This window comes from Mycobacterium sp. SMC-4 (genome assembly GCF_025263265.1).
Taxonomy (GTDB): Bacteria; Actinomycetota; Actinomycetes; order Mycobacteriales; family Mycobacteriaceae; genus Mycobacterium.
In genome coordinates, this window is the sequence record NZ_CP079869.1 from 2,751,072 (window position 1) to 2,770,780 (window position 19,709).

Here is a 19,709-nt window from a genome sequence, read left to right on the forward strand (position 1 = left end):
TGAGCACGCGGTGACCGGGATTGGTGGCCTCATTGCGCCGATTGCCTGCGGGTCTGCCTGACCGGCGCGACATCGGCCGTTAAACTTGCGCGGATGTCCGTGACGCGCGAGGGATGCCTGACCAGCGCAGGTCGAGCATGACCGACGACACCGACAGCGTCGAGACACCCGCGGTGCCCGGGTTGACCGGTCGGCTTCCCCGCGAGACTCCCGAACCGCCGGCCCGCACCACACACGGACCGGCCAAGGTCATCGCGATGTGCAACCAGAAGGGCGGGGTCGGCAAGACCACGTCGACGATCAACCTGGGCGCGAGCCTGGCCGAGTACGGCCGCCGGGTGCTGCTCGTCGACCTGGACCCCCAAGGGGCGTTGTCGGCCGGCCTCGGGGTGCCGCACTACGAACTCGACAACACCGTCTACAACCTGCTCGTCGAGCCCCGGGTGTCGATCGACCAGGTGCTGTTGACCACCCGGGTGCCGGGGCTGGATCTGGTGCCCAGCAACATCGACCTGTCGGCCGCCGAGATCCAGTTGGTCAACGAGGTCGGCCGGGAGCAGTCGCTGGCCCGGGCGTTGTACCCGGTGCTCGACCGCTACGACTACGTACTCATCGACTGCCAGCCCTCGCTGGGCCTGCTCACCGTCAACGGTCTGGCGTGCAGCGACGGCGTGATCATCCCCACCGAATGCGAGTACTTCTCTCTGCGCGGGTTGGCGCTGCTGACCGACACCGTCGACAAAGTGCACGACCGGCTGAATCCGAAGCTGGAGATCAGCGGCATTCTGATCACCCGCTACGATCCGCGTACCGTGAACTCCCGCGAAGTGATGGCCCGGGTGGTCGAGCGCTTCGGTGACCTGGTGTTCGACACCGTCGTCACCCGCACGGTGCGTTTTCCCGAGACCAGCGTGGCCGGCGAACCCATCACCACATGGGCGCCGAAATCCGCTGGCGCCCAGGCCTATCGAGCACTGGCGCGCGAGGTCATCCACCGGTTCGGCGCGTGAGCGCAACCGCCACTCCGGAGCAGCCCACCGACGCGACGCCGCAGACCGGCTTTCAGGTCCGGCTGAGCAACTTCGAGGGCCCGTTCGACCTGCTGCTGCAGCTGATCTTCGCCCACCGCATGGACGTGACCGAGGTGGCGCTGCATCAGGTCACCGACGAGTTCATCGCCTACACCAAGCAGATCGGCTCGCAGCTCGGTCTCGACGAGACCACCTCTTTCCTGGTGGTGGCCGCCACGTTGCTGGATCTCAAGGCCGCCCGCCTGCTGCCGGCTGGAGAGGTGCACGACGAGGACGACCTGGCCTTGCTCGAGGTTCGAGACCTGTTGTTCGCGCGGTTGCTGCAATACCGCGCGTTCAAGCATGTCGCGGTGATGTTCGGTGAGCTCGAGGCCGCGGCGTTGCGCAGTTATCCCCGTGCGGTGTCGCTGGAAGACCGCTACTCCGAGCTGCTGCCCGAGGTGATGCTCGGTGTGGATGCCCAGCGGTTCGCCCAGATCGCGGCCGCGGCGTTCACCCCGCGTCCGGTGCCGACGGTGGGCACTGATCATCTGCACCAGGTCGCGGTTTCGGTACCCGAACAGGCCGAGAAGCTGATTGGGTTGCTAGAGCGGCGCGGTATCGGCCAGTGGGCGTCGTTCTCCGAGCTGGTGGCCGACTGCGAGGTGCCGATGGAGATCGTCGGCAGGTTCTTGGCGCTGCTCGAACTGTTCCGGGCGCGGGCGGTAGCATTCGAGCAACCAGAAGCACTTGGTGTGCTCCAGATTTCGTGGACCGGTGAGCGGCCCACCGGCCAACAGTTGGCGACCGCGGACGCGGAATAGAAAAGACCGATGACCGACGAACCCTCAGAACCCGACGACGACGGCGTGTTCGGCGACCTCGGCTCCACGCCAGAACTCGACGATCTCGAGCTGGACAGTGTGCTCGAAGCGTTGTTACTCGTCGTGGACACGCCCGCCTCCGTCGACGCGTTGGCCAGCGCCACCGGCCAGGCTCCCGCGCGCATCGAGGCCCGTATCCAGGCGATGGCTACGGCGTTGGCCGATCGCGACAGCGGGATCGAGCTTCGCGAGGCCGGTGGCGGATGGCGAATGTACACCCGGGCGAAGTACGCACCCTACGTGGAGAAGTTGCTGCTCGACGGTGCGCGTTCGAAGCTGACCCGAGCGGCCCTGGAGACTCTGGCGGTGGTGGCCTACCGGCAACCGGTCACCCGGGCCCGGGTCAGCGCGGTGCGCGGTGTGAATGTCGACGCGGTGATGCGTACTCTGGTCGCGCGCGGCCTGATCACCGAAGCCGGCACCGACACCGACACGGGTGCGGTCACCTTCGCCACTACCGAGTTGTTCCTGGAGCGTCTCGGGTTGACGGCATTGACTGACCTGCCCGATATCGCGCCGTTGCTGCCCGACGTGGACGTGATCGACGATCTCAGCCAAAGTCTGGACGAGGAGCCACGCTTCATGAAGCTCAACGGCGCAGCCGCGGCCGACGCGCCCGCCTCGATCGATGTGGACCAGGACTGACGATGACCGACGGTGAAGGTATACGCCTGCAGAAAGTGTTGTCGCAGGCCGGGATTGCGTCTCGGCGAGTCGCGGAGAAGATGATTCGCGACGGCCGGGTGGAAGTCGACGGCGAGCTGGTCACCGAGTTGGGAACCCGGGTGGATCCGCAGACGTCGGTGATCCGCGTGGACGGGGCGCGGATAGCACTCGACGATTCGCTGGTGTATCTGGCCATCAACAAACCTCGTGGCATGCACTCGACGATGTCGGACGACCGGGGCCGGCCGTGTGTCGGTGACCTGGTCGAACAACGAGTCCGCGGGAACAAGAATCTCTTTCACGTCGGCAGGCTGGATGCCGACACCGAGGGCTTGCTGCTACTGACCAACGACGGTGAGCTCGCGCACCGGTTGATGCACCCCTCGTTCGAGGTACCCAAGACATATCTGGCCACCGTGGCCGGGACGGTGCCGCGCGGACTCGGGCGCACATTGCGCGCGGGGGTCGAGCTGGAGGACGGTCCGGTCACGGTCGACGATTTTGCTGTCGTCGACACGGTGCCCGGTAAGTCGTTGGTGAAAGTGACGTTGCACGAAGGCCGTAAGCACATCGTGCGCCGGTTGCTCGCTGAGGTCGGATATCCGGTGCAGGAGCTGGTCCGCACCGATATCGGTGCGCTCACACTCGGTGACCAGCGCCCGGGCAGCATCCGGGTGTTGACACAGAAGGAAATCGGCGACCTGTACAAGGCGGTAGGACTGTGAACCGAAACCTGGTGGTCGCCATCGACGGACCTGCCGGCACTGGAAAATCAACGGTGGCAAAGGGTTTGGCGAATTCACTGGGGGCGAGTTACCTGGATACCGGTGCGATGTACCGAATCGTGACCCTCGGCGTGCTCCGCGGCGGTGTCGACCTGTCCGACCCTCGAGCGGTGGCCGAGGCAGCTGCGGGTGTCGAGCTGGCGGTCGGACATGATCCGACCCAGGACCGCTGCTATCTGGCCGGGGAGGATGTCTCAGCCGAGATCCGCGGTGATGCCGTCACCACGGCGGTCTCGGCCGTATCGGCGGTTCCGGAGGTGCGCGACCGCCTGGTCGCACTGCAGCGGGAGTTGGCCGGGGCGCAGAACTGTGTGGTGGTCGAGGGCCGCGACATCGGCAGCGTGGTGCTTCCGGATGCTGACGTCAAGATCTTCCTGACCGCCTCGCCGGAGGAACGGGCCCGTCGGCGTAATGCCCAGAACATCAGCAGCGGCCTGCCCGACGACTACGAGACGGTGCTGGCCGACGTCAAGCGCCGCGACCACCTGGATTCGACTCGTCCGGTGTCGCCGCTGCGGGCGGCCGACGACGCGGTGGTCGTCGATACCAGCGAAATGAGCCAATCCGAGGTGATCGCCGCGCTGACCGGGCTGGTGGAACAGAAGGCGGGTGCATCGCGATGAGCAACGACGAGGCCGACGGCACCTGGGTCGATGAACGCGACTGGGAGCTGGGCGCCGAGCAGATCGCCGACGCGGTCGAGGAGGTGTCGGCGCCGCCGCCGGTGGTGGCGGTGGTGGGCCGGCCCAATGTCGGTAAGTCCACACTGGTCAACCGAATCCTGGGGCGGCGCGAAGCCGTCGTGCAGGACGTGCCCGGGGTCACCCGCGACCGGGTGTCCTACGACGCGTCCTGGTCCGGTCAGCGTTTCGTGGTGCAGGACACCGGCGGCTGGGAGCCCGATGCGAAGGGTTTGCAGCAGCTGGTCGCCGAGCAGGCATCGGTGGCGATGCGCACCGCCGACGCGGTCATCTTCGTCGTCGACAACGTCACCGGCGCCACCACCGCCGACGAGGCTGCCGCCAAGATCCTGCAGCGCTCCGGCAAGCCGGTGTTCCTGGCCGCCAACAAGGTCGATAACGAGCGCGGCGAGGCCGATGCCGCCGCGCTGTGGTCGCTGGGGCTGGGGGAGCCCCACCCGATCAGTGCCATGCACGGCCGCGGGGTGGCCGACTTGCTCGACCATGTCGTCGAGGCGCTGCCCACGGTGTCCGAGGTGGGCGCAGGGTCGGGCGGTCCACGCCGGGTCGCGCTGATCGGCAAGCCGAACGTCGGCAAGTCCTCGCTGCTCAACAGGCTGTCCGGGGACCAACGGTCGGTGGTGCACGACGTCGCCGGGACCACGGTGGATCCGGTCGACTCGCTGATCGAGATGGACGGCAAGCTGTGGCGCTTCGTCGACACCGCCGGGCTGCGCCGCAAGGTCGGGCAGGCCAGCGGCCACGAGTTCTACGCCTCAGTGCGCACCCACGGAGCGATCGATTCGGCTGAGGTCGCCATCGTGCTCGTCGATGCGTCGCAGCCGCTGACCGAGCAGGACCAGCGGGTGTTGGGCATGGTGATCGAGGCCGGCCGCGCGCTGGTGCTGGCGTTCAACAAATGGGACCTGGTCGACGAGGACCGTCGCTACCTGCTCGACCGCGAGATCGACCTGCAATTGGCCCAGGTGCAGTGGGCGCCCCGGGTCAACATCTCGGCCAAAACCGGTCGCGCCGTGCAGAAACTGGTCCCGGCACTGGAGACAGCCCTGCAGTCGTGGGACACCCGCATCTCGACCGGCCGACTCAACACGTTCCTCAAGGAGATCGTGGCTGCCACGCCGCCGCCGGTGCGCGGCGGCAAGCAACCGCGCATTCTGTTCGCCACTCAGGCCACCACGCGTCCCCCGACGTTCGTGCTGTTCACCACCGGTTTCCTGGAGGCGGGGTATCGCCGCTTCCTGGAGCGTCGGCTGCGGGAGACATTCGGCTTCGAGGGCAGCCCCATCAAGATCAATGTCCGGGTCCGCGAGAAGCGCGGGTCGCGTTCCCGGTGATTTCGGCGCGCTTTTCGACCGTGACGGTGCATCAGCGCGCCGAAATCGCCCGGGGGCGCCGCCGAAGAACGAGTGCGGCCACGGCGACCACGCCCAGGACAGTGACAAGCCGGTTCACATCCAGCGCAGGTCGCCAGCGAACCTGACCGGAGCTGATGACGTAGGCGCCGACGGGCCGGCCATTGACGGCAAAACCGCCGCCGGATCCCTCGCGGCCGTCCGCCTCGGTACCGGCACCGCCCCCTCCACCGCCGGACACTGCCGCGGCCGGGATGACCGTTGCGCCGTCGCGCTCGACGGCCTCTCCGAACACCCGGCGCGCGGTCATCGAGTCCTTCGCGGTGGTCAGCACTTCGATCGGCTTCATGAGTTACTCCTCGTTGGATGGCAGGTGGACCTCTACCAGCGTGGGACCGGCGCTCCGTGCTGGCTGCGGCCAGAAGCCGTCGATGGCGAGGACTTAGGTCAACGGCGGTGTCGGCGCGCTTTTGCACCCTGAGCGGCGCTGAGCGCGCCGAAATCGCTCGGATAGGGTGCGCGAGTGCCCGTCATCGACATGCTGCTCATCGCGGTCGCGGGCGTAGGGGCCGGCGCCATCAACGCCCTGGTCGGCTCCGGCACCCTGATCACCTTTCCCACCTTGGTCACGCTGGGAATTCCGCCGGTCACCGCGACGATGTCCAACGCCGTCGGACTGGTCGCCGGCGGGGTGTCAGGGACCTGGGGATATCGCCGCGAACTGCGCGGCCAGTGGGACCGCCTGCGCTGGCAGCTGCCGGCATCGATCGTCGGCGCAGGTTTCGGTGCCTGGCTGCTGCTGCATCTGCCGGAGAAGGTGTTCATCCAGGTCGTTCCGGGGCTGCTGGTGGCCGCGCTGATCCTGGTGGTGATCGGGCCCCGCATCCAGAGTTGGGCGCGGCGCCGGGCCGAGGCTGCAGGCCGCAGTCTCGACCATGTGTCGGCGGCGCGGATGACCGCGTTGATCGCCGCGACGTTCGCGGTGGGGGTCTACGGCGGCTACTTCACCGCGGCGCAGGGGATTCTGCTCATCGCCGTGATGGGCGCACTGCTGCCCGAGGACATCCAGCGGATGAACGCCGCGAAGAACCTGCTGTCGCTGGTGGTCAACGTGGTGGCCGCAGTGGCCTACACCGTGGTGGCGTTCGATCGGATCAGCTGGGCGGCTGCCGGGCTGATCGCCATCGGCTCGCTGATCGGCGGATTCCTCGGCGCGCACTACGGTCGGCGGCTGTCACCGACCGTGCTGCGCGCTGTGATCGTCGTGGTGGGACTGATTGGGCTCTTCCGGTTGTTGACCGTGTAGTCTTACCGAGGTTTGAGCATGCAGGAGATGGGACTGTCGATGGTTGATCGCGTGGTGGAGACACCGGCGCCGTCCGACGTGTCCGCGCTGCAGCCGTTCTGGCCCTCCCGGCGTCTGATGGCCTTCGACGAATGGTGTTGTCCGCGTCCCTGACGCGCACCCATCCGTCCACTTGGTCGCCGCGCGGCGACCTGCCTTCCGAGAGGGCCTCCGAAAGCAGCCATGCGTTCGCTTCTCATCTTCGCGCTCGTCGGCGCCGGCGCTCAGCTCGTCGACGGGGCGCTGGGCATGGCCTTCGGCGTCACCGCGACGACGCTGCTGGTGCTCTCCGGCGTCGGCGCCGCTCAAGCCAGCGCCGCGGTGCATCTCGCCGAAGTCGGCACGACGTTCGCCTCGGGGCTGTCGCACTGGAAGTTCAAGAACATCGACTGGACGTTGGTCCTCAAGCTCGGTGCACCCGGTGCAGTCGGAGCGTTCCTCGGCGCCACCGTGCTTTCGGCATTGTCCACCGAGCACGCCGCGCCGCTGATGGCCGCGATCCTGCTGTGCATCGGTACCTATGTGCTGCTGCGCTTTTCGCTACGAACACCGCTGACCTTCGGCACTCGCGGCACCAGCCACAGCGCGAAGTTCCTTGCTCCGCTGGGTCTTTTCGGCGGGTTCATCGACGCATCCGGCGGCGGCGGCTGGGGGCCGGTGACCACGAGCACCTTGCTCTCGCAGGGCAAGACGGCGCCGCGCACGGTCATCGGTTCGGTCAGCGCCTCGGAGTTCCTGGTCGCGGTGTCGGCATCGGTGGGTTTCGCGATCGGGCTGCGCCACGAGTTCCTGGAGAACTGGCCTGTGGTGGTAGGCCTGATGGTCGGCGGGGTCATCGCTGCGCCATTCGCCGCGTGGCTGGTGAGCCGGATCAGCCCGGCCCTGCTGGGCACCGCGGTGGGCGGTCTGATCGTGTTGACCAACAGCCAGAGACTGATGCACTTCTTCGACATCCACTGGCCGTGGTCCACGGCGATCTTCACGCTGATCGTGATCGCCTGGATATCGCTGCTGGTGTACGCGTGGCGGGCCACCCGGGCCCCGAGGTTCGCGCCGGCGGTAGGGGCAGTCACCGAGCCGGAGTCAAAATCGGTCCCGCGCTGATTCCTGTTCCAGGACTGCGTCGAGATCGCTGAGACGGTCCATCGACGACACAGCGCGGCGGGTGCGCATGTTCTTGGCCAGCAGGTCGCGATGGCGGTGGGTGAAGGCCCAGTAGCCGGCGGTGAACGGGCAGGCGTCCTCTCCGAGGCGCTTCTTGGGGTCGAAGGCGCAACCACCGCAGTGGTCGCTCATCTTGTTGATGTAGGCCCCGCCGGAGGTATAGGGCTTGGTGGCCAGCAGCCCGCCGTCGGCGTGCTGACTCATCCCGACGACGTTGGTCGGCATGACCCAGCGGAACCCGTCGACGTAGGCGGTGGCGAACCATTCGGTGAGTTGGTCGGGCCGGTAACCGCGCTGCAGCGCATGGCTGCCCAGGATCATCAGACGTTGGATGTGGTGGGTCCAGCCGCGGTCACGAACGCCCTGAAGCGCGTGGCGCAGGCACGCGGCGGTGACCGCGTCGGCGTCGAGGTCGGCCCACCACGTCGGCAGCGGGGCACGAGCGTTGAGCTCGTTGTGCTCCTGGTAGTCCGGGCCGAAATGCCAGTACAAGTGCCACATGTATTCGCGCCAGCCCAGGATCTGACGGATGAAGCCCTCCACGGCCGCCAACGGCGCCGAGCCCTCGCGGTAGGCCCGCTCGGCGGCGTCGACCGCATCGAGGGGATGCAGCACCCCGAAGTTGAGCGGCACCGACAACAGTGAGTGCGCCATGGCCCAGTCCTGGCCCATCATCGCGTCCTCGTAGCGGCCGAAGGCGGGCAGCCGGTGCTCGATGAAGCGCTTCAGCGCCCGCTTGGCCTCGGCCGGAGTGATGGCGAACAGCCGCGGACCATCGGCACCCACGCTGTCGAGGTTCATCCGATCCAGATCGCGCCGGACCCGGGCGTCGATGTCGTCTTCACGGGGTCGGTAGGGATCGGCGACCTCGAGGGTGGACTGCCTCTTCGGTGGTGGTTCGCGGTTGTCCTCGTCGAAGTTCCACCGGTTGCCGACGGGTTCGGCGCCGTCCATCAGCACACCGAAGCGGCGGCGCTGCTCGCGGTAGAAATCCTCCATCCGGAACCGGGTGCGGTTGCCTGCCCATTCGGCGAATTCGGCGCGCGGCAGCGCGAATGTGGGGGTGGGCAGAACCTCGGCGACCAGGCCCTGCTTCTTGAGCCGGTGGACGAATCTCTCCGCAGCGTGTGAGGTGGGCTCGTGTACCAGCACTGGACGGCCGAACCGTTGCAGCGCCTCGGAGTAGGTGTCGGCGGCGATCCGGGTGGCGCGCTCACCCAGGTCGTGCTCGGCGTGGCGCAGCGCCGAGAGCACGAGATGCAGCTTCTGGCGGTGGTAACGACGCTTCTTCAGCGCTGAGGTCGATTCGATGAGCAGCACCTCGCGGTGGGCGTGCTCACCGCCGTACACGGCCGGGCCGAGTTGATCAGCGAACAGCCACAGCGGGGTGTCGTCGCCTGCCACCACCCCGAGAGTAGGCGCGGCCACAGACACGCGATGGCGGTTGGGATCTGCGACGGGGGCTGGGGTAGGCTTTCGACCGCCTACCGGCGATCCCGGAGGCACCGCGGGCTGTGGCGCAGCTTGGTAGCGCACTTGACTGGGGGTCAAGTGGTCGCAGGTTCAAATCCTGTCAGCCCGACTTAGAGAACCCGCTCTGACCAGCGTCAGAGCGGGTTTTGCGTTGCTGCGGGCTCGCCGTGCGTTTCCGTCATTCGGCCAAGAGTGGTCAACGTCGGAGGGCTCGTCGGCAGACCGGTTGACCGCTTGACCGAAAACAGTCAAATGGTCAACGATGGAACCATGGCCACCTGCACTCCGCTCGTTGTCCACCGCGGTGGATGCGCCGTCCACGGCTGGGTCCACGGCGATCAGTCCGCACCGCTGGTGGTCATGGCACACGGGGCCGGCATGGATCACCGGATGTTCGATCCCCAACTCACGCCGCTGCTCGATGCCGGCTACCGCGTGCTCACGATGGATCTCCGGGGCCACGGCAGCTCGCAGCCCATCGGGCAGCTACCGCTGACCATCGACGACCTCGCCGATGACGTTCTCGGGCTGGCCGACCAGGCGGCGGCCCCGCGCTTTGCGATCGTGGGCCAGTCAATGGGCGGATTCGTCGCCCAGCGGCTCGCGGCGCAGCACCCAGAGCGGGTCGCCGCCGTGATCATCATCGGAACGAACTGCGCAACCGAAACCCTGTCCCGATGGGAGGACTGGGGGTTACGCAGTTCTGTGGGTTTGATTCGGTTCTGGCCGTGGGGCGACCTGCGTCGGCGTTCCGCACGAGTTACGGCAATCACACCGCAAATCCGCGCATACGCCTATGAGGCCATGAGCGCCCTCACCAAGGCCGACTTCGTGGAGGTGTGGAAGGCCGTCGCGGGAGCGATCCAGCCCGAGCCAGGGCATCAATCGAAGCACCCGTTGCTGCTGACCCACGGAGACCAGGACCGCACCGGGACCGTGGCGAAGTCGGTGGCGAACTGGGCCAGTCGCGAACCGTCCGCTCGATATGACGTCATTCCCGACGCCGGCCACAATGCCAATCAGGACAACCCGGTCTACTTCAACGATCTACTGATGACTTTTCTGGAGGAGCACTATCCCGTTGGGGCTCCGGAATGACGCGACGGAGCACTCGCCGGCGTACCGCGGTAATGGATGCGACGGTGTCCGTCATCCTGCACTCGGGGATTCGGCGGACATCGATCGAGCAGATCGCGCACACCGCACGGATATCCAAGGGTGCGGTGTACTTGGAGTTCCCCACCAAGGAGGCGCTTCTTGAAGCCGTGGTGCGCCGGGAGTACCGCGACTACCTCGACGACGCCCTCGCTCTCGTGACCGCCGATCCAGACGGCGGGCGGCTGTCGAACATCTATCGCCACTCCATTGCGGCCCTGGTGAACCGCCCGTTCATGGTGGCGCTCTACACCGACGAGGGGCAGATACTCGCCGGGCTTCTTAAGGGGCCCGATCACTACCGTCCCCGAATGTTGTTGGGAGCCGACTTCTTAGCCGAACTTGCCGACGCCAAGCTGCTTCGCGCGGACCTCGATCCTGCCATGGTCAGCCATCTCTTGGGCATGCTGTCGCTCGGTCCGCTCCTGACCGAGCCGCTGCTGCGAGACAGCTCCACCCCACCTATCGACGTGACATTCCGGCTGCTTGCTGATCTTGTGATCCCCGGTCTCGAACCGCCGACCGGTGGCGATCCGCAGCGTGGGGCAGACGCCTTCCGACGACTCGTGGCGGGAATGCATCGAGTCCTCGAATCGGATTCCGCGGTACCGGGATCACCGGTCTAGCCTGGCTCGATCGTCAGCCACCGTGCCAGACCCTCCTCGAGGGTCGCCGACATGCCCGACCGCACTGCCGCGGCATGCACGGCCGCCGACACCGGCGATTCGGGCGCCCGCGCCAGGGTGATCACTCCGACCGTAGGACCGTCCCGGTTGTCGGACATCGGACGCACGGCCATGCCGTCGGGCACGCCGAATGCATGTAACCAGGCATGTGACGCGATGGTCGCGAACTCGGAATTGAGCAGATGGGCGAAGATGGCGCCGACTGTATCGGCCTCGACCACCGGCGCGAAGTCGACCCCGGCGGCAGCCATGTGAGCATTGATGATTCGTCGATTGCGCATCTCCGGAGTCAGCGCACACAGCGGCAGGGTGGCTGCTGCTGCCCACGAGATGCTGACGTCTGACATCACCGGACTACTCTGCGGAGCCAGCAGCACATAATGCTCCCGATACAGCGCGGTTTGCCGGCATCCCGGTGGTGACTCATCGTCGAGATAGGTCAGACCGGCATCTATCTCGAAATCAGCGAGCCGCCGGGCGATCTCTCGAGACGACAGCGCTTCCACCCGGATCGATGCGGACGGGTGCTGGCGCAGCAATTCGGCGCTGAGCAAGGGACTGGCCGGGATGGAGGTGGGGATCGCGGCGATCCGCGCGGTCATCGTCAGGCCGCCGCGCATGCGCTCCACGTCGGCCAGCAACTCGTCGCGCTCGGCCAGGATGCGGTGCGCCCAGGTCAGGATGCGCGCGCCCTCGTCGGTGAAACCTTCAAAGCGACGGCCGCGCAACACCACCGGGACGCCGAGATCGTGCTCCAGCTTGCGGATGGCCACCGACAGGGTGGGCTGGCTGACATGACAGGCCGCCGCCGCGCGACCGAAGTGGCGTTCCCGGGCCAGCGCGACGAGGTACTCCAGTGCGACGAGGTGCACTTCAGCGGACATCGGTCACCGTCTTGATAGCCACAGGCTATCGAAGCATGGAGATTCGTCATCATCAAAACGGTTGTCGGCACCCTTAGGACGGACCTACGGTCGACGTACACCGACCTGTAGGAAGTCCGCCGTGCCTCGCCGAAACAACGACACCACGTTCGAGTTCGACGAGGACGACGTTGTCGTCACCCCCCAGAAAGATCGTGCCGCCGGGGTGCCCGCGGTCTTGGTCTCGCTGCAGCGCAGTTGGGAGCAGATGGGTGCCCTGCGGACAGCCCAGACGCTGCTGCGGCTCAACCAACGCGATGGCTTCGACTGTCCCGGATGCGCCTGGCCCGAAACTCCCGGACACCGCAAGCACGCCGAGTTCTGTGAGAACGGTGCCAAAGCGGTCGCCGAGGAGGCCACCCGCCGGCGGGTCGGCCCTGACTTCTTCGAGAAGCACTCTGTGGCTGACTTGTCGGGCCGCACGGAGTACTGGCTGGGTCAGCAAGGTCGCCTCACTCACCCGATGGTGTTGCGACCCGGTGCGACCCACTACGAGCCGATCAGCTGGGAATCGGCCTTCGACCTGATCGTCACCCACCTGCGCACCCTGGACACCCCCGACGCCGCTGCGTTCTACACCTCGGGCCGCACCTCCAACGAAGCAGCCTTCCTCTATCAACTGCTGATCCGCAGTTTCGGCACCAACAACATGCCCGACTGCTCGAACATGTGCCACGAGTCCTCAGGCACCGCGTTGACCGAGAGCATCGGCATCGGCAAAGGCTCGGTCTCGGTGCCCGACCTCGAGCACGCCGATCTGATCCTCATCGCGGGTCAGAATCCCGGGACCAACCATCCACGAATGCTGTCGGTGCTGGAGAAGGCAAAAGCCAACGGCGCCAAGATCATAGCGATCAACCCACTGCCCGAGGCCGGTCTGCTGCGCTTCAAGGACCCCCAGAAGGTGCACGGTATCGTCGGTTCCGGGGTCGCCATCGCCGACGAATTCCTGCAGATTCGCATCGGGGGAGACCAGGCGCTGTTCCAGGGGCTGGCCAAGCTGCTGATCGAGGCCGACGATCGCCAACCGGGCACCGTGCTCGACCACGGCTTTATCGAGGAACATTGTGCCGGCTTCGACGACTATGCCGCCCACATCCGCACTGTGGACCTGGAAACCGTCGAGGCCGCAACCGGATTGCCGCGCCGGCAGATCGAGGACACGGCGGCGGCGTTGATCTCCTCGAACAGGACGATCGTCTGCTGGGCCATGGGCCTGACGCAACACACCCACGGGGTGGCCACCATCCAGGACGCCACCAGCCTGTTGCTGCTGCGCGGCATGATGGGAAAGCCCGGCGCTGGGGTGTGTCCGGTGCGTGGACACTCCAACGTGCAGGGCGATCGGACGATGGGCATCTGGGAACAACCACCGGAATCCTTCCTGGCCGCGTTGGACACCGAGTTCGGCATCCGCAGCCCGCGAAACCACGGTTATGACTCGGTGCAGACCATCCGGGCGATGCGCGACGGACGGGTGCGGGTCTTCATGGCCATGGGTGGCAACTTCGTCTCCGCGACACCGGATACCGAGGTCACAGAGGCCGCGCTGCGCCGATGCGCACTGACAGTCCAGGTGTCGACGAAGCTCAACCGTTCGCATCTGGTGACCGGCAGTACCGCACTGATCCTGCCGTCACTGGGACGCACCGATCGCGACGTCGTGAATGGGCGTAAACAGGTTGTCACCGTAGAGGATTCGATGTCGGTATTGCATCTGTCCCGGGGATCTCTCAAGCCGCCGGGCCCGCAGGTGTGTAGCGAGGTCGCCATTGTGTGCGGATTGGCCCGCGCGCTGTTCGGTCCGGAGCATCCGGTGCCGTGGTCGGAGTTCGCCACCGATTACGATCGGATCCGGGACGCGATCGCGCGAGTGGTGCCCGGTTTCGCGGACTTCAACACCCGGGTCCGCCAACCCGACGGATTTGTGCTGCCGCATCCTCCGCGCGACGAACGGCGTTTCGCCACCCGGACCGGCAAGGCCAACTTCGTGGTCAACGAGCTGCATTGGCTGCCGGTGCCGGACGGCCGACTGATCCTGCAAACCATGCGCAGTCACGACCAGTACAACACCACGATCTACGGCCTCGACGACCGCTACCGAGGCGTCAAGGGAGGTCGGCGGGTCGTCTTCTGCCATCCCGACGACATCACCGCGGCCGGCTTCGTCGCCGGGGACCGGGTCGACCTGGTCTCGGTGTGGCCCCGCCCGGACGGGACGGTCGAAGAGCGCACCGCCGAGGACTTCCGGCTGGTTGCCTACCCGACACCCCGCGGCAACGCGGCTGCCTACTATCCCGAAACCAATCCCTTGATCCCGCTGGACCATGTGGCGCGAGGATCCAACACCCCGGTGTCCAAAGCCGTCACCATCCGGCTGCAGCAACGGCCCTGATCGGCAGCCTCGGCTGTCGGGTCACCAAAAACGCGATTTTTACGGAATCCTTGATTTCCGGAACTAGCTAGTTCAGCATTTAGCCATGGGATCGATTCCGCTGGCCGCGGACTCACCGACGCAATCCAACGAGCGCCGGCGGGGCCGGCCGCGCGACGATCGACTCGACGCAGCCATCGTGTCCGCGGCAATCAAGGAAGTCGCCGCCAAGGGTTGGTCCGGCGCGACGATCGAGGGCATCGCGCTACGCGCCGGCGTCGGCCGCGGTTCGATCTACCGGCGCTGGCCCAGCAAGACCGAGTTGTTTCAATACGCGGCCACGTCGATCACCCGTCCGGCCGCCGAGGTGGACAGCGGCTCATTCGTCGACGATCTCTTCGCTGCGGTCCTGCCCGTCGCAGAGATGCTCACCGACCCCGAACTCGCCGCGCTGCTGCCGGCGCTGCTCGCCGAAGCGGCCACAGACACAGCAATCCGTCAGACACTGCACACCTTTGCCGCACAGTCTCGCCAGCACGCAGTCGACGCGGTCGAGCGTGCTCGTACCCGCGGCGACATCCCGCAGGCCACCGATGCACACGCACTTGTCGACATGCTCGTCGGAGGGTTGGTCTACCGGCGGCTGCTGCGCGGTGAGCCCACCGACGCGTCGGCGGTGCGGGCTCTGATCCACCAGGCCCTGGAGAGCGTCTCACCGCCAGCACACACGCAGGAGGAACTGTGACCGGACTTGTCGACGTCGATCTCACCGACCCCGAGCTCTATATCCACGGCTTTCCCCACGACCTGTTCACCGAACTGCGTCGACGCGGCGCAGTACACCGGCACGCCGCCGTCGAGGGCCGCCCGGCCATCCCGGCGATCCCGTTCTGGTCGATCGTCACCCATCCCGAGGTTCAGCAGGCCAACCGGGACTGGCAGACCTTCGCCGCCGCGGGCGGGCCGATGATGGGAGCAGACCCGCTCCTCAACGCCGGGCGGGTGCTGGTGTCGCTGGATCCACCCGAGCAGGCCGAACTGCGCCGCACCATCACCTCCGAGTTCACCCCCCGCATGATCGGCAAGCTGGAGGAGCTGATCGCGACGCGAACTCGCCATATCCTCGCCCAGGCCGCCGATGGCACCTGTGACTTCGTCGCAGACGTCGCCTATCAGGTGCCGATGCATCTGATCGCCGACATCGTGGGCATTCCCGAGTCCGACCGCAGCTGGGTGTTCGAGCGAACGGACCTGCTGCTGCGGACCGGCAACCCGTACAACGGCTACAGCCCCGAAGAGCAACTCGCCGTGCAGGCCGAACTGTTCGAGTACGCACAACGTCTGACCGCCGAGAAACGCGCGAACCCGACCGACGACGTATGGACGAAGCTCGCCGCGCAACTCGACGGCTTCGAACTCGAGATGTTCTTCCTCATCCTGGCGATCGCGGGCAGCGAAACCACCCGAAACGCGCTGACACAGGGCCTGGTCGCGCTGCTGGACAATCCTGACCAACTCGACGAGCTGAGATCGAACCCGGGACTGATCTCCAGTACCGCCGACGAGGCCCTCCGATGGTCGACCCCGGTGCTGTTCTTCGGCCGTTCGGCCACCCGTGATGTGACCGTGGGCGGCCAGGACATCAAGGCCGGCGATCGGGTCCTGTTCTGGTATCCGTCAGCGAATCGGGACGAGAACGTCTTCGACGATCCGTTTCGGTTCGATATCCGTCGATCACCCAACCCACACGTGTCTTTCGGCGGGGGTGGCGTGCACTACTGTCTCGGCGCCAACCTCGCCCGCAAGGAGATCGAGGTCGTGTTCGGGGCCATTGCGGCCGGCTACGACATCGAACTTGCCGGGCCCCCGGTATGGGCGGGCGGCGGGCCGGTGCACAACGTCGGCATCGGAATCGACTCCTTGCCGGTGCGAATCACCGCGCGCGGCTGAGGGCGCTCACCCGCACTGTTCGGAGTCGTCACAGCCACAGGCCGTGTCCACGGTCGAGACCAGCGCCGACGTCGGCGCGCAACAGCTCTGGCCGCGCCAGGCCTGCCGCCCCTCCCGAACAGCCGCCCCGGCGATCACCAACGCCGCGACCGGATCGGCCCACGACCACCCCAGCAGGCTGTTCAGCAGCAGCCCGACCAGAAGCACTGCCGACAGATAGGCGCACAGCAGGGTCTGCTTGGAATCAGCCACCGCCGAAAGGGATCCCAGTTCACGGCCCGTGCGCCGCTGTGCCAGCGACAGCGCCGGCATCACGACGAGGCTCACCGCCGCCAGGCCGATCCCGAGAGCGGAGTGCTGCGCTTCGCCGAAGCCGAACAGCGACCGCACCGAGTCCACGGTGACATAGGCGGCCAACGCGAAGAACGCGACCGCGATGACGCGCAGGGTTGCGCGCTCCCGGCGCTCCGGGTCGGCAGCCGAGAACTGCCACGCCACCGCGACCGCCGAGGACACCTCGACCAGTGAATCCAGACCGAACCCGATCAGCGCCGACGACGACACCCTGGCGCCCTCGGTCAGCGCCACGACAGCCTCGATGACGTTGTAGGTGATCGTTGCCGCGACGAACCACCGGATCCGTCTCATCAGCACCGCACGGCGGGCCGGCGACTGTGCCGTCATCAACAGCAACCAGCCTCCGCGCAGCATGCCGGGTCGACGTCGAGCACCAGTCCGACGAGATCGTCCAGAGCCCGACGGATGCGGTCATCGGCCAGTTCGTAGCGTGCCCTCCGTCCTTCGGGAACCGCGACCACCAACCCGCAACCACGTAGGCAGGCAAGATGATTCGACACCAGTTGGCGGGAGATGCCGATCTGCTCGGCCAACTCGGCCGGGTAGGCCGGGCCGGTACGCAGTGTCAGCATGATCCGCGTGCGGGTGGAGTCGGACAACGCGTGGCCGAACCGGGCCAGAGCGCCTTGTTCGACGAGTGTGCTCATGGCATGACGGTACATCAATCCCTGTATTCAGAAAATCGTGTACTGACTGCTCGCTAGTGCGCAGATGTCTACGCACTTCGGCGAATCGGCCTGTTGCCTCGCCGGACGGCGTAATTTACGCCCTAGCAGGTACCTGTCACCAGCGTCAGGTCGCGCCCCGCGCACCGACCGATCAGCGAAGGGGATCGAGATGGGTCAGGCAAAATTCATCGGTCGCATCGGAGTGCTGGCGGTGACATTGGGCGTCGGCGCTGCGCTGGGCAGCATGCCTGCTGTCGCCTACGCCGACCCGGGCACCTCGTCCTCGACGTCTTCATCGTCACCCCGGTCGTCTTCGGAGCCGTCGCAGCAACGCGCACGTGTATCGACTGGTCAGCGTGCCGAAAACGAGCATGCCGAGCGGCGGCGCGACCGTCGAGACAGCGACACCGAGGCACCGGCATCGCCACGCCGCGCCGCCCAAGCGCGCGTCCACGAGACGTCAGACGACGCCGCCGAGGCCAGCAATGTCGATGCGCGGGCGCGCAAGCAGGGACGAGACAAGGTTGCGGCGGACGCGCCTGCTGTCCCATCCGTCGGGCAATCCTTGGTGACCAACAACGCGACAGCGCCGGAATCCGCCGCTGAGCCGACGGCGATGGCAGATTCGACCACCCAAACCGTCGCGGCAGTGACGACCTCAACCACCGCGCGGCCCGTGCAGCGGCGCGCTCCGAGGTCGGCGCCGACCCGTGAACGAACAACCCTGGCCGGCGCCCTGTCAGGTCTGGTGTCCGCACTACTGAGCCCCGCCGCTGCCCCCGGCAAGGGCGTACCGATGCACGCGCCGGTGATGCTGGCCGCGATGGGCGCCGTGCGCGACGAGCTGGAGCGCAACGCGCAGCGCAGGCTGGGCAGTGTCGTTCCGCAGCAAGCCAATGTGCTGGCCATCGACGACTCGCCGAATGTCTTGCTGATCGGCGTCGACGGAGCGAACCTGAGCCGGATCCTGACCAACCCGGCGATGGTCAACTTCTTCGACCTGATGGCCGGCAGCACCACCGCGGCGTCCAGCATCGTCGGACACACGACCATCTCCAACCCGTCGTGGACCTCAGTTCTGACCGGAGTGTGGGGTGAGCGCACCGGCGTCATCAACAATGTCTTCACTCCCTGGACCTACAACAAGTGGCCGAGGGTCTTCACGCTGATCGAGAGCCAGAACCCGGCGGTGCAGACGACCTCCATCGCCAACTGGAACGTCATCTCCGCCATCGCCGATGCCGGCACCGTGGGTGCCGACCTGGTCATCAACATCAATCAGGTGCCCGGAGACACCAATTGGCTACTGACCGACGACGCGGTCGGACAGGCCACCGCAGCCGCGATCCTCGGTGCTGACCCGGATGTCCCGAACTTCGTCTTCAGCTACTTCGTCGGCGTCGACGAGAACGGACACCTGTACGGCGGCGCTTCGGAGCAGTACCGGCTGGCGCTGGAGAACTTCGACCGCAACCTCGGCGACATCCTCGACGCCATCGCCACGTCGGGCCAGGACTGGACGATCCTGATGGTCACCGACCACGGCCATCAACCCCAGGTCGGGTTCGGCCATGGCTTCCAGTCACCCGATGAGACCTCGACATTCGTCCTGGCCTACAACCCGCTGCTCTTCACCTCCGGTGCGATGAACCTGCAGTACCAGATCGCCGACGTCACCCCGACCGTCCTGGCGTTGTTGAATCTCGGCACCGCCGGCGATTTCGACGGCCAATCGCTGCTCGACCGCGGTGGCACCGTTGTTCCGGTGGGTGCTGACCCCGACGCCGCGCTGCGTCAGGCACTGCTCGATGCCATCGACAATTACGGCTATCCCGACATCGGCACCCAGATCGCGCTGGGCGCACGGACCATCTTCGGCGCGATCCCGTACTACGTCCAGCAACTGACCAGCACCGCCACCTCAGGTCTGCAGGCGATCGCCGACATGGAGATCTTCCTGGTCAGCCTGCTGGCCAAGGTCGCGATCACCCCGGTCCAGCTGCTCGGCGACGTGCTCTACATCGCCACCAACATCGTCGCGCAGATCGTCGCCCGGTTGACCGGGGTGACCGGCGCGAGCATCTTCCCGCTGTGGCCGCCGGCCCCACCACCGACCGAGTTCACCTCGCCGTCCGACATGCGAGTGGCAGCAATCTGCGCGTCCCGGTCCACGGCCGTGCTGCTGTGCGGGCCCGCCGGCGTGGCCGCGTAACCGG

20 protein-coding genes and 1 tRNA gene are annotated in these 19,709 nt (G+C 66.6%); 16 read left to right on the forward strand and 5 right to left on the reverse strand.

Annotated elements, in window-relative coordinates; translation table 11 throughout:
- Positions 1-137: 137 nt before the first annotated feature.
- From KXD98_RS13300 to der, 6 genes are read left to right on the forward strand one after another with little or no spacing between them, the layout of a single operon-like run.
- Positions 138-1,010, forward strand: a complete 873-nt coding sequence (locus KXD98_RS13300) for a ParA family protein (RefSeq protein WP_260764879.1) — start codon at positions 138-140, stop codon at positions 1,008-1,010.
- The gene (locus tag KXD98_RS13305; RefSeq protein WP_260764881.1) at positions 1,007-1,834 is read left to right on the forward strand and encodes a segregation/condensation protein A; all 828 of its coding nucleotides are present in this window, start codon (positions 1,007-1,009) and stop codon (positions 1,832-1,834) included. Before KXD98_RS13300 ends, KXD98_RS13305 begins: the two co-directional genes overlap by 4 nt.
- Before the next feature lie 9 nt (positions 1,835-1,843).
- Positions 1,844-2,539, forward strand: a complete 696-nt coding sequence (scpB, locus tag KXD98_RS13310) for an SMC-Scp complex subunit ScpB (protein ID WP_260764883.1) — start codon at positions 1,844-1,846, stop codon at positions 2,537-2,539.
- Positions 2,540-2,541: 2 nt separating this feature from the next.
- Positions 2,542-3,285: a pseudouridine synthase gene (locus KXD98_RS13315; RefSeq protein ID WP_260764888.1), complete on the forward strand. Its 744-nt coding sequence runs from the start codon at positions 2,542-2,544 to the stop codon at positions 3,283-3,285.
- A complete protein-coding gene (cmk, locus tag KXD98_RS13320) occupies positions 3,282-3,968 on the forward strand; it encodes a (d)CMP kinase (protein ID WP_260764890.1) in 687 nt (228 codons plus the stop codon). The genes KXD98_RS13315 and cmk overlap by 4 nt, the downstream gene beginning before the upstream one ends.
- A complete protein-coding gene (gene der / locus KXD98_RS13325; RefSeq protein ID WP_260764892.1) occupies positions 3,965-5,380 on the forward strand; it encodes a ribosome biogenesis GTPase Der in 1,416 nt (471 codons plus the stop codon). The genes cmk and der overlap by 4 nt, the downstream gene beginning before the upstream one ends.
- A 31-nt stretch (positions 5,381-5,411) precedes the next feature.
- On the opposite strand, the gene KXD98_RS13330 is transcribed toward der, so the two are convergent.
- On the reverse strand, positions 5,412-5,747 hold the full coding sequence (locus KXD98_RS13330; RefSeq protein ID WP_260764893.1) for a spore germination protein GerW family protein: 336 nt from the start codon (positions 5,745-5,747) through the stop codon (positions 5,412-5,414).
- A 189-nt stretch (positions 5,748-5,936) separates the two neighbouring features.
- On the opposite strand from KXD98_RS13330, the gene KXD98_RS13335 reads away from it, so the two are divergent.
- The 3 genes from KXD98_RS13335 (at position 5,937) to KXD98_RS13345 (ending at position 7,847) form a co-directional block, all read left to right on the forward strand.
- The gene (locus KXD98_RS13335; protein WP_260765183.1) at positions 5,937-6,704 is read left to right on the forward strand and encodes a sulfite exporter TauE/SafE family protein; all 768 of its coding nucleotides are present in this window, start codon (positions 5,937-5,939) and stop codon (positions 6,702-6,704) included.
- A gap of 18 nt (positions 6,705-6,722) precedes the next feature.
- A complete protein-coding gene (locus KXD98_RS13340; RefSeq protein ID WP_260764894.1) occupies positions 6,723-6,857 on the forward strand; it encodes a hypothetical protein in 135 nt (44 codons plus the stop codon).
- Positions 6,858-6,926: 69 nt separating this feature from the next.
- Complete coding sequence (locus tag KXD98_RS13345; RefSeq protein ID WP_260764895.1) at positions 6,927-7,847, forward strand: sulfite exporter TauE/SafE family protein; 921 nt, start codon at positions 6,927-6,929, stop codon at positions 7,845-7,847.
- Here KXD98_RS13345 and KXD98_RS13350 read toward each other — a convergent pair.
- Positions 7,827-9,311 carry a cryptochrome/photolyase family protein gene (locus KXD98_RS13350; RefSeq protein ID WP_260764897.1) on the reverse strand — a complete coding sequence of 495 codons (1,485 nt, stop codon included), beginning with the start codon at positions 9,309-9,311 and terminating at the stop codon, positions 7,827-7,829. The genes KXD98_RS13345 and KXD98_RS13350 overlap by 21 nt on opposite strands.
- A 104-nt stretch (positions 9,312-9,415) precedes the next feature.
- On the opposite strand from KXD98_RS13350, the gene KXD98_RS13355 reads away from it, so the two are divergent.
- The 3 genes from KXD98_RS13355 (at position 9,416) to KXD98_RS13365 (ending at position 11,161) form a co-directional block, all read left to right on the forward strand.
- Positions 9,416-9,489 (forward strand) — tRNA-Pro (locus KXD98_RS13355).
- A 161-nt stretch (positions 9,490-9,650) separates the two neighbouring features.
- A complete protein-coding gene (locus KXD98_RS13360; protein WP_260764898.1) occupies positions 9,651-10,478 on the forward strand; it encodes an alpha/beta fold hydrolase in 828 nt (275 codons plus the stop codon).
- A gap of 44 nt (positions 10,479-10,522) precedes the next feature.
- On the forward strand, positions 10,523-11,161 hold the full coding sequence (locus tag KXD98_RS13365; protein WP_260764900.1) for a TetR/AcrR family transcriptional regulator: 639 nt from the start codon (positions 10,523-10,525) through the stop codon (positions 11,159-11,161).
- Here the strand turns inward: KXD98_RS13365 and KXD98_RS13370 are convergent.
- A complete protein-coding gene (locus tag KXD98_RS13370) occupies positions 11,158-12,105 on the reverse strand; it encodes a LysR family transcriptional regulator (RefSeq protein WP_260764902.1) in 948 nt (315 codons plus the stop codon). The two genes, KXD98_RS13365 and KXD98_RS13370, sit on opposite strands and share 4 nt — an antisense overlap.
- Before the next feature lie 121 nt (positions 12,106-12,226).
- On the opposite strand from KXD98_RS13370, the gene KXD98_RS13375 reads away from it, so the two are divergent.
- The 3 genes from KXD98_RS13375 (at position 12,227) to KXD98_RS13385 (ending at position 16,468) form a co-directional block, all read left to right on the forward strand.
- The gene (locus KXD98_RS13375; RefSeq protein ID WP_260764903.1) at positions 12,227-14,539 is read left to right on the forward strand and encodes an FdhF/YdeP family oxidoreductase; all 2,313 of its coding nucleotides are present in this window, start codon (positions 12,227-12,229) and stop codon (positions 14,537-14,539) included.
- An 85-nt stretch (positions 14,540-14,624) separates the two neighbouring features.
- The gene (locus KXD98_RS13380; protein WP_260764904.1) at positions 14,625-15,263 is read left to right on the forward strand and encodes a TetR/AcrR family transcriptional regulator; all 639 of its coding nucleotides are present in this window, start codon (positions 14,625-14,627) and stop codon (positions 15,261-15,263) included.
- Positions 15,260-16,468 carry a cytochrome P450 gene (locus KXD98_RS13385; RefSeq protein ID WP_260764905.1) on the forward strand — a complete coding sequence of 403 codons (1,209 nt, stop codon included), beginning with the start codon at positions 15,260-15,262 and terminating at the stop codon, positions 16,466-16,468. The genes KXD98_RS13380 and KXD98_RS13385 overlap by 4 nt, the downstream gene beginning before the upstream one ends.
- 6 nt (positions 16,469-16,474) lie before the next feature.
- On the opposite strand, the gene KXD98_RS13390 is transcribed toward KXD98_RS13385, so the two are convergent.
- Complete coding sequence (locus KXD98_RS13390; RefSeq protein WP_260764907.1) at positions 16,475-17,152, reverse strand: cation transporter; 678 nt, start codon at positions 17,150-17,152, stop codon at positions 16,475-16,477.
- Positions 17,152-17,472, reverse strand: coding sequence for a helix-turn-helix transcriptional regulator (locus KXD98_RS13395; RefSeq protein ID WP_260764908.1), 321 nt, complete (start codon positions 17,470-17,472; stop codon positions 17,152-17,154). The genes KXD98_RS13390 and KXD98_RS13395 overlap by 1 nt, the downstream gene beginning before the upstream one ends.
- A 190-nt stretch (positions 17,473-17,662) precedes the next feature.
- Between KXD98_RS13395 and KXD98_RS13400 the strand changes: the two genes are divergently transcribed.
- Positions 17,663-19,705 carry an alkaline phosphatase family protein gene (locus KXD98_RS13400; RefSeq protein WP_260764909.1) on the forward strand — a complete coding sequence of 681 codons (2,043 nt, stop codon included), beginning with the start codon at positions 17,663-17,665 and terminating at the stop codon, positions 19,703-19,705.
- The last annotated feature ends 4 nt before the right edge of the window (positions 19,706-19,709 follow it).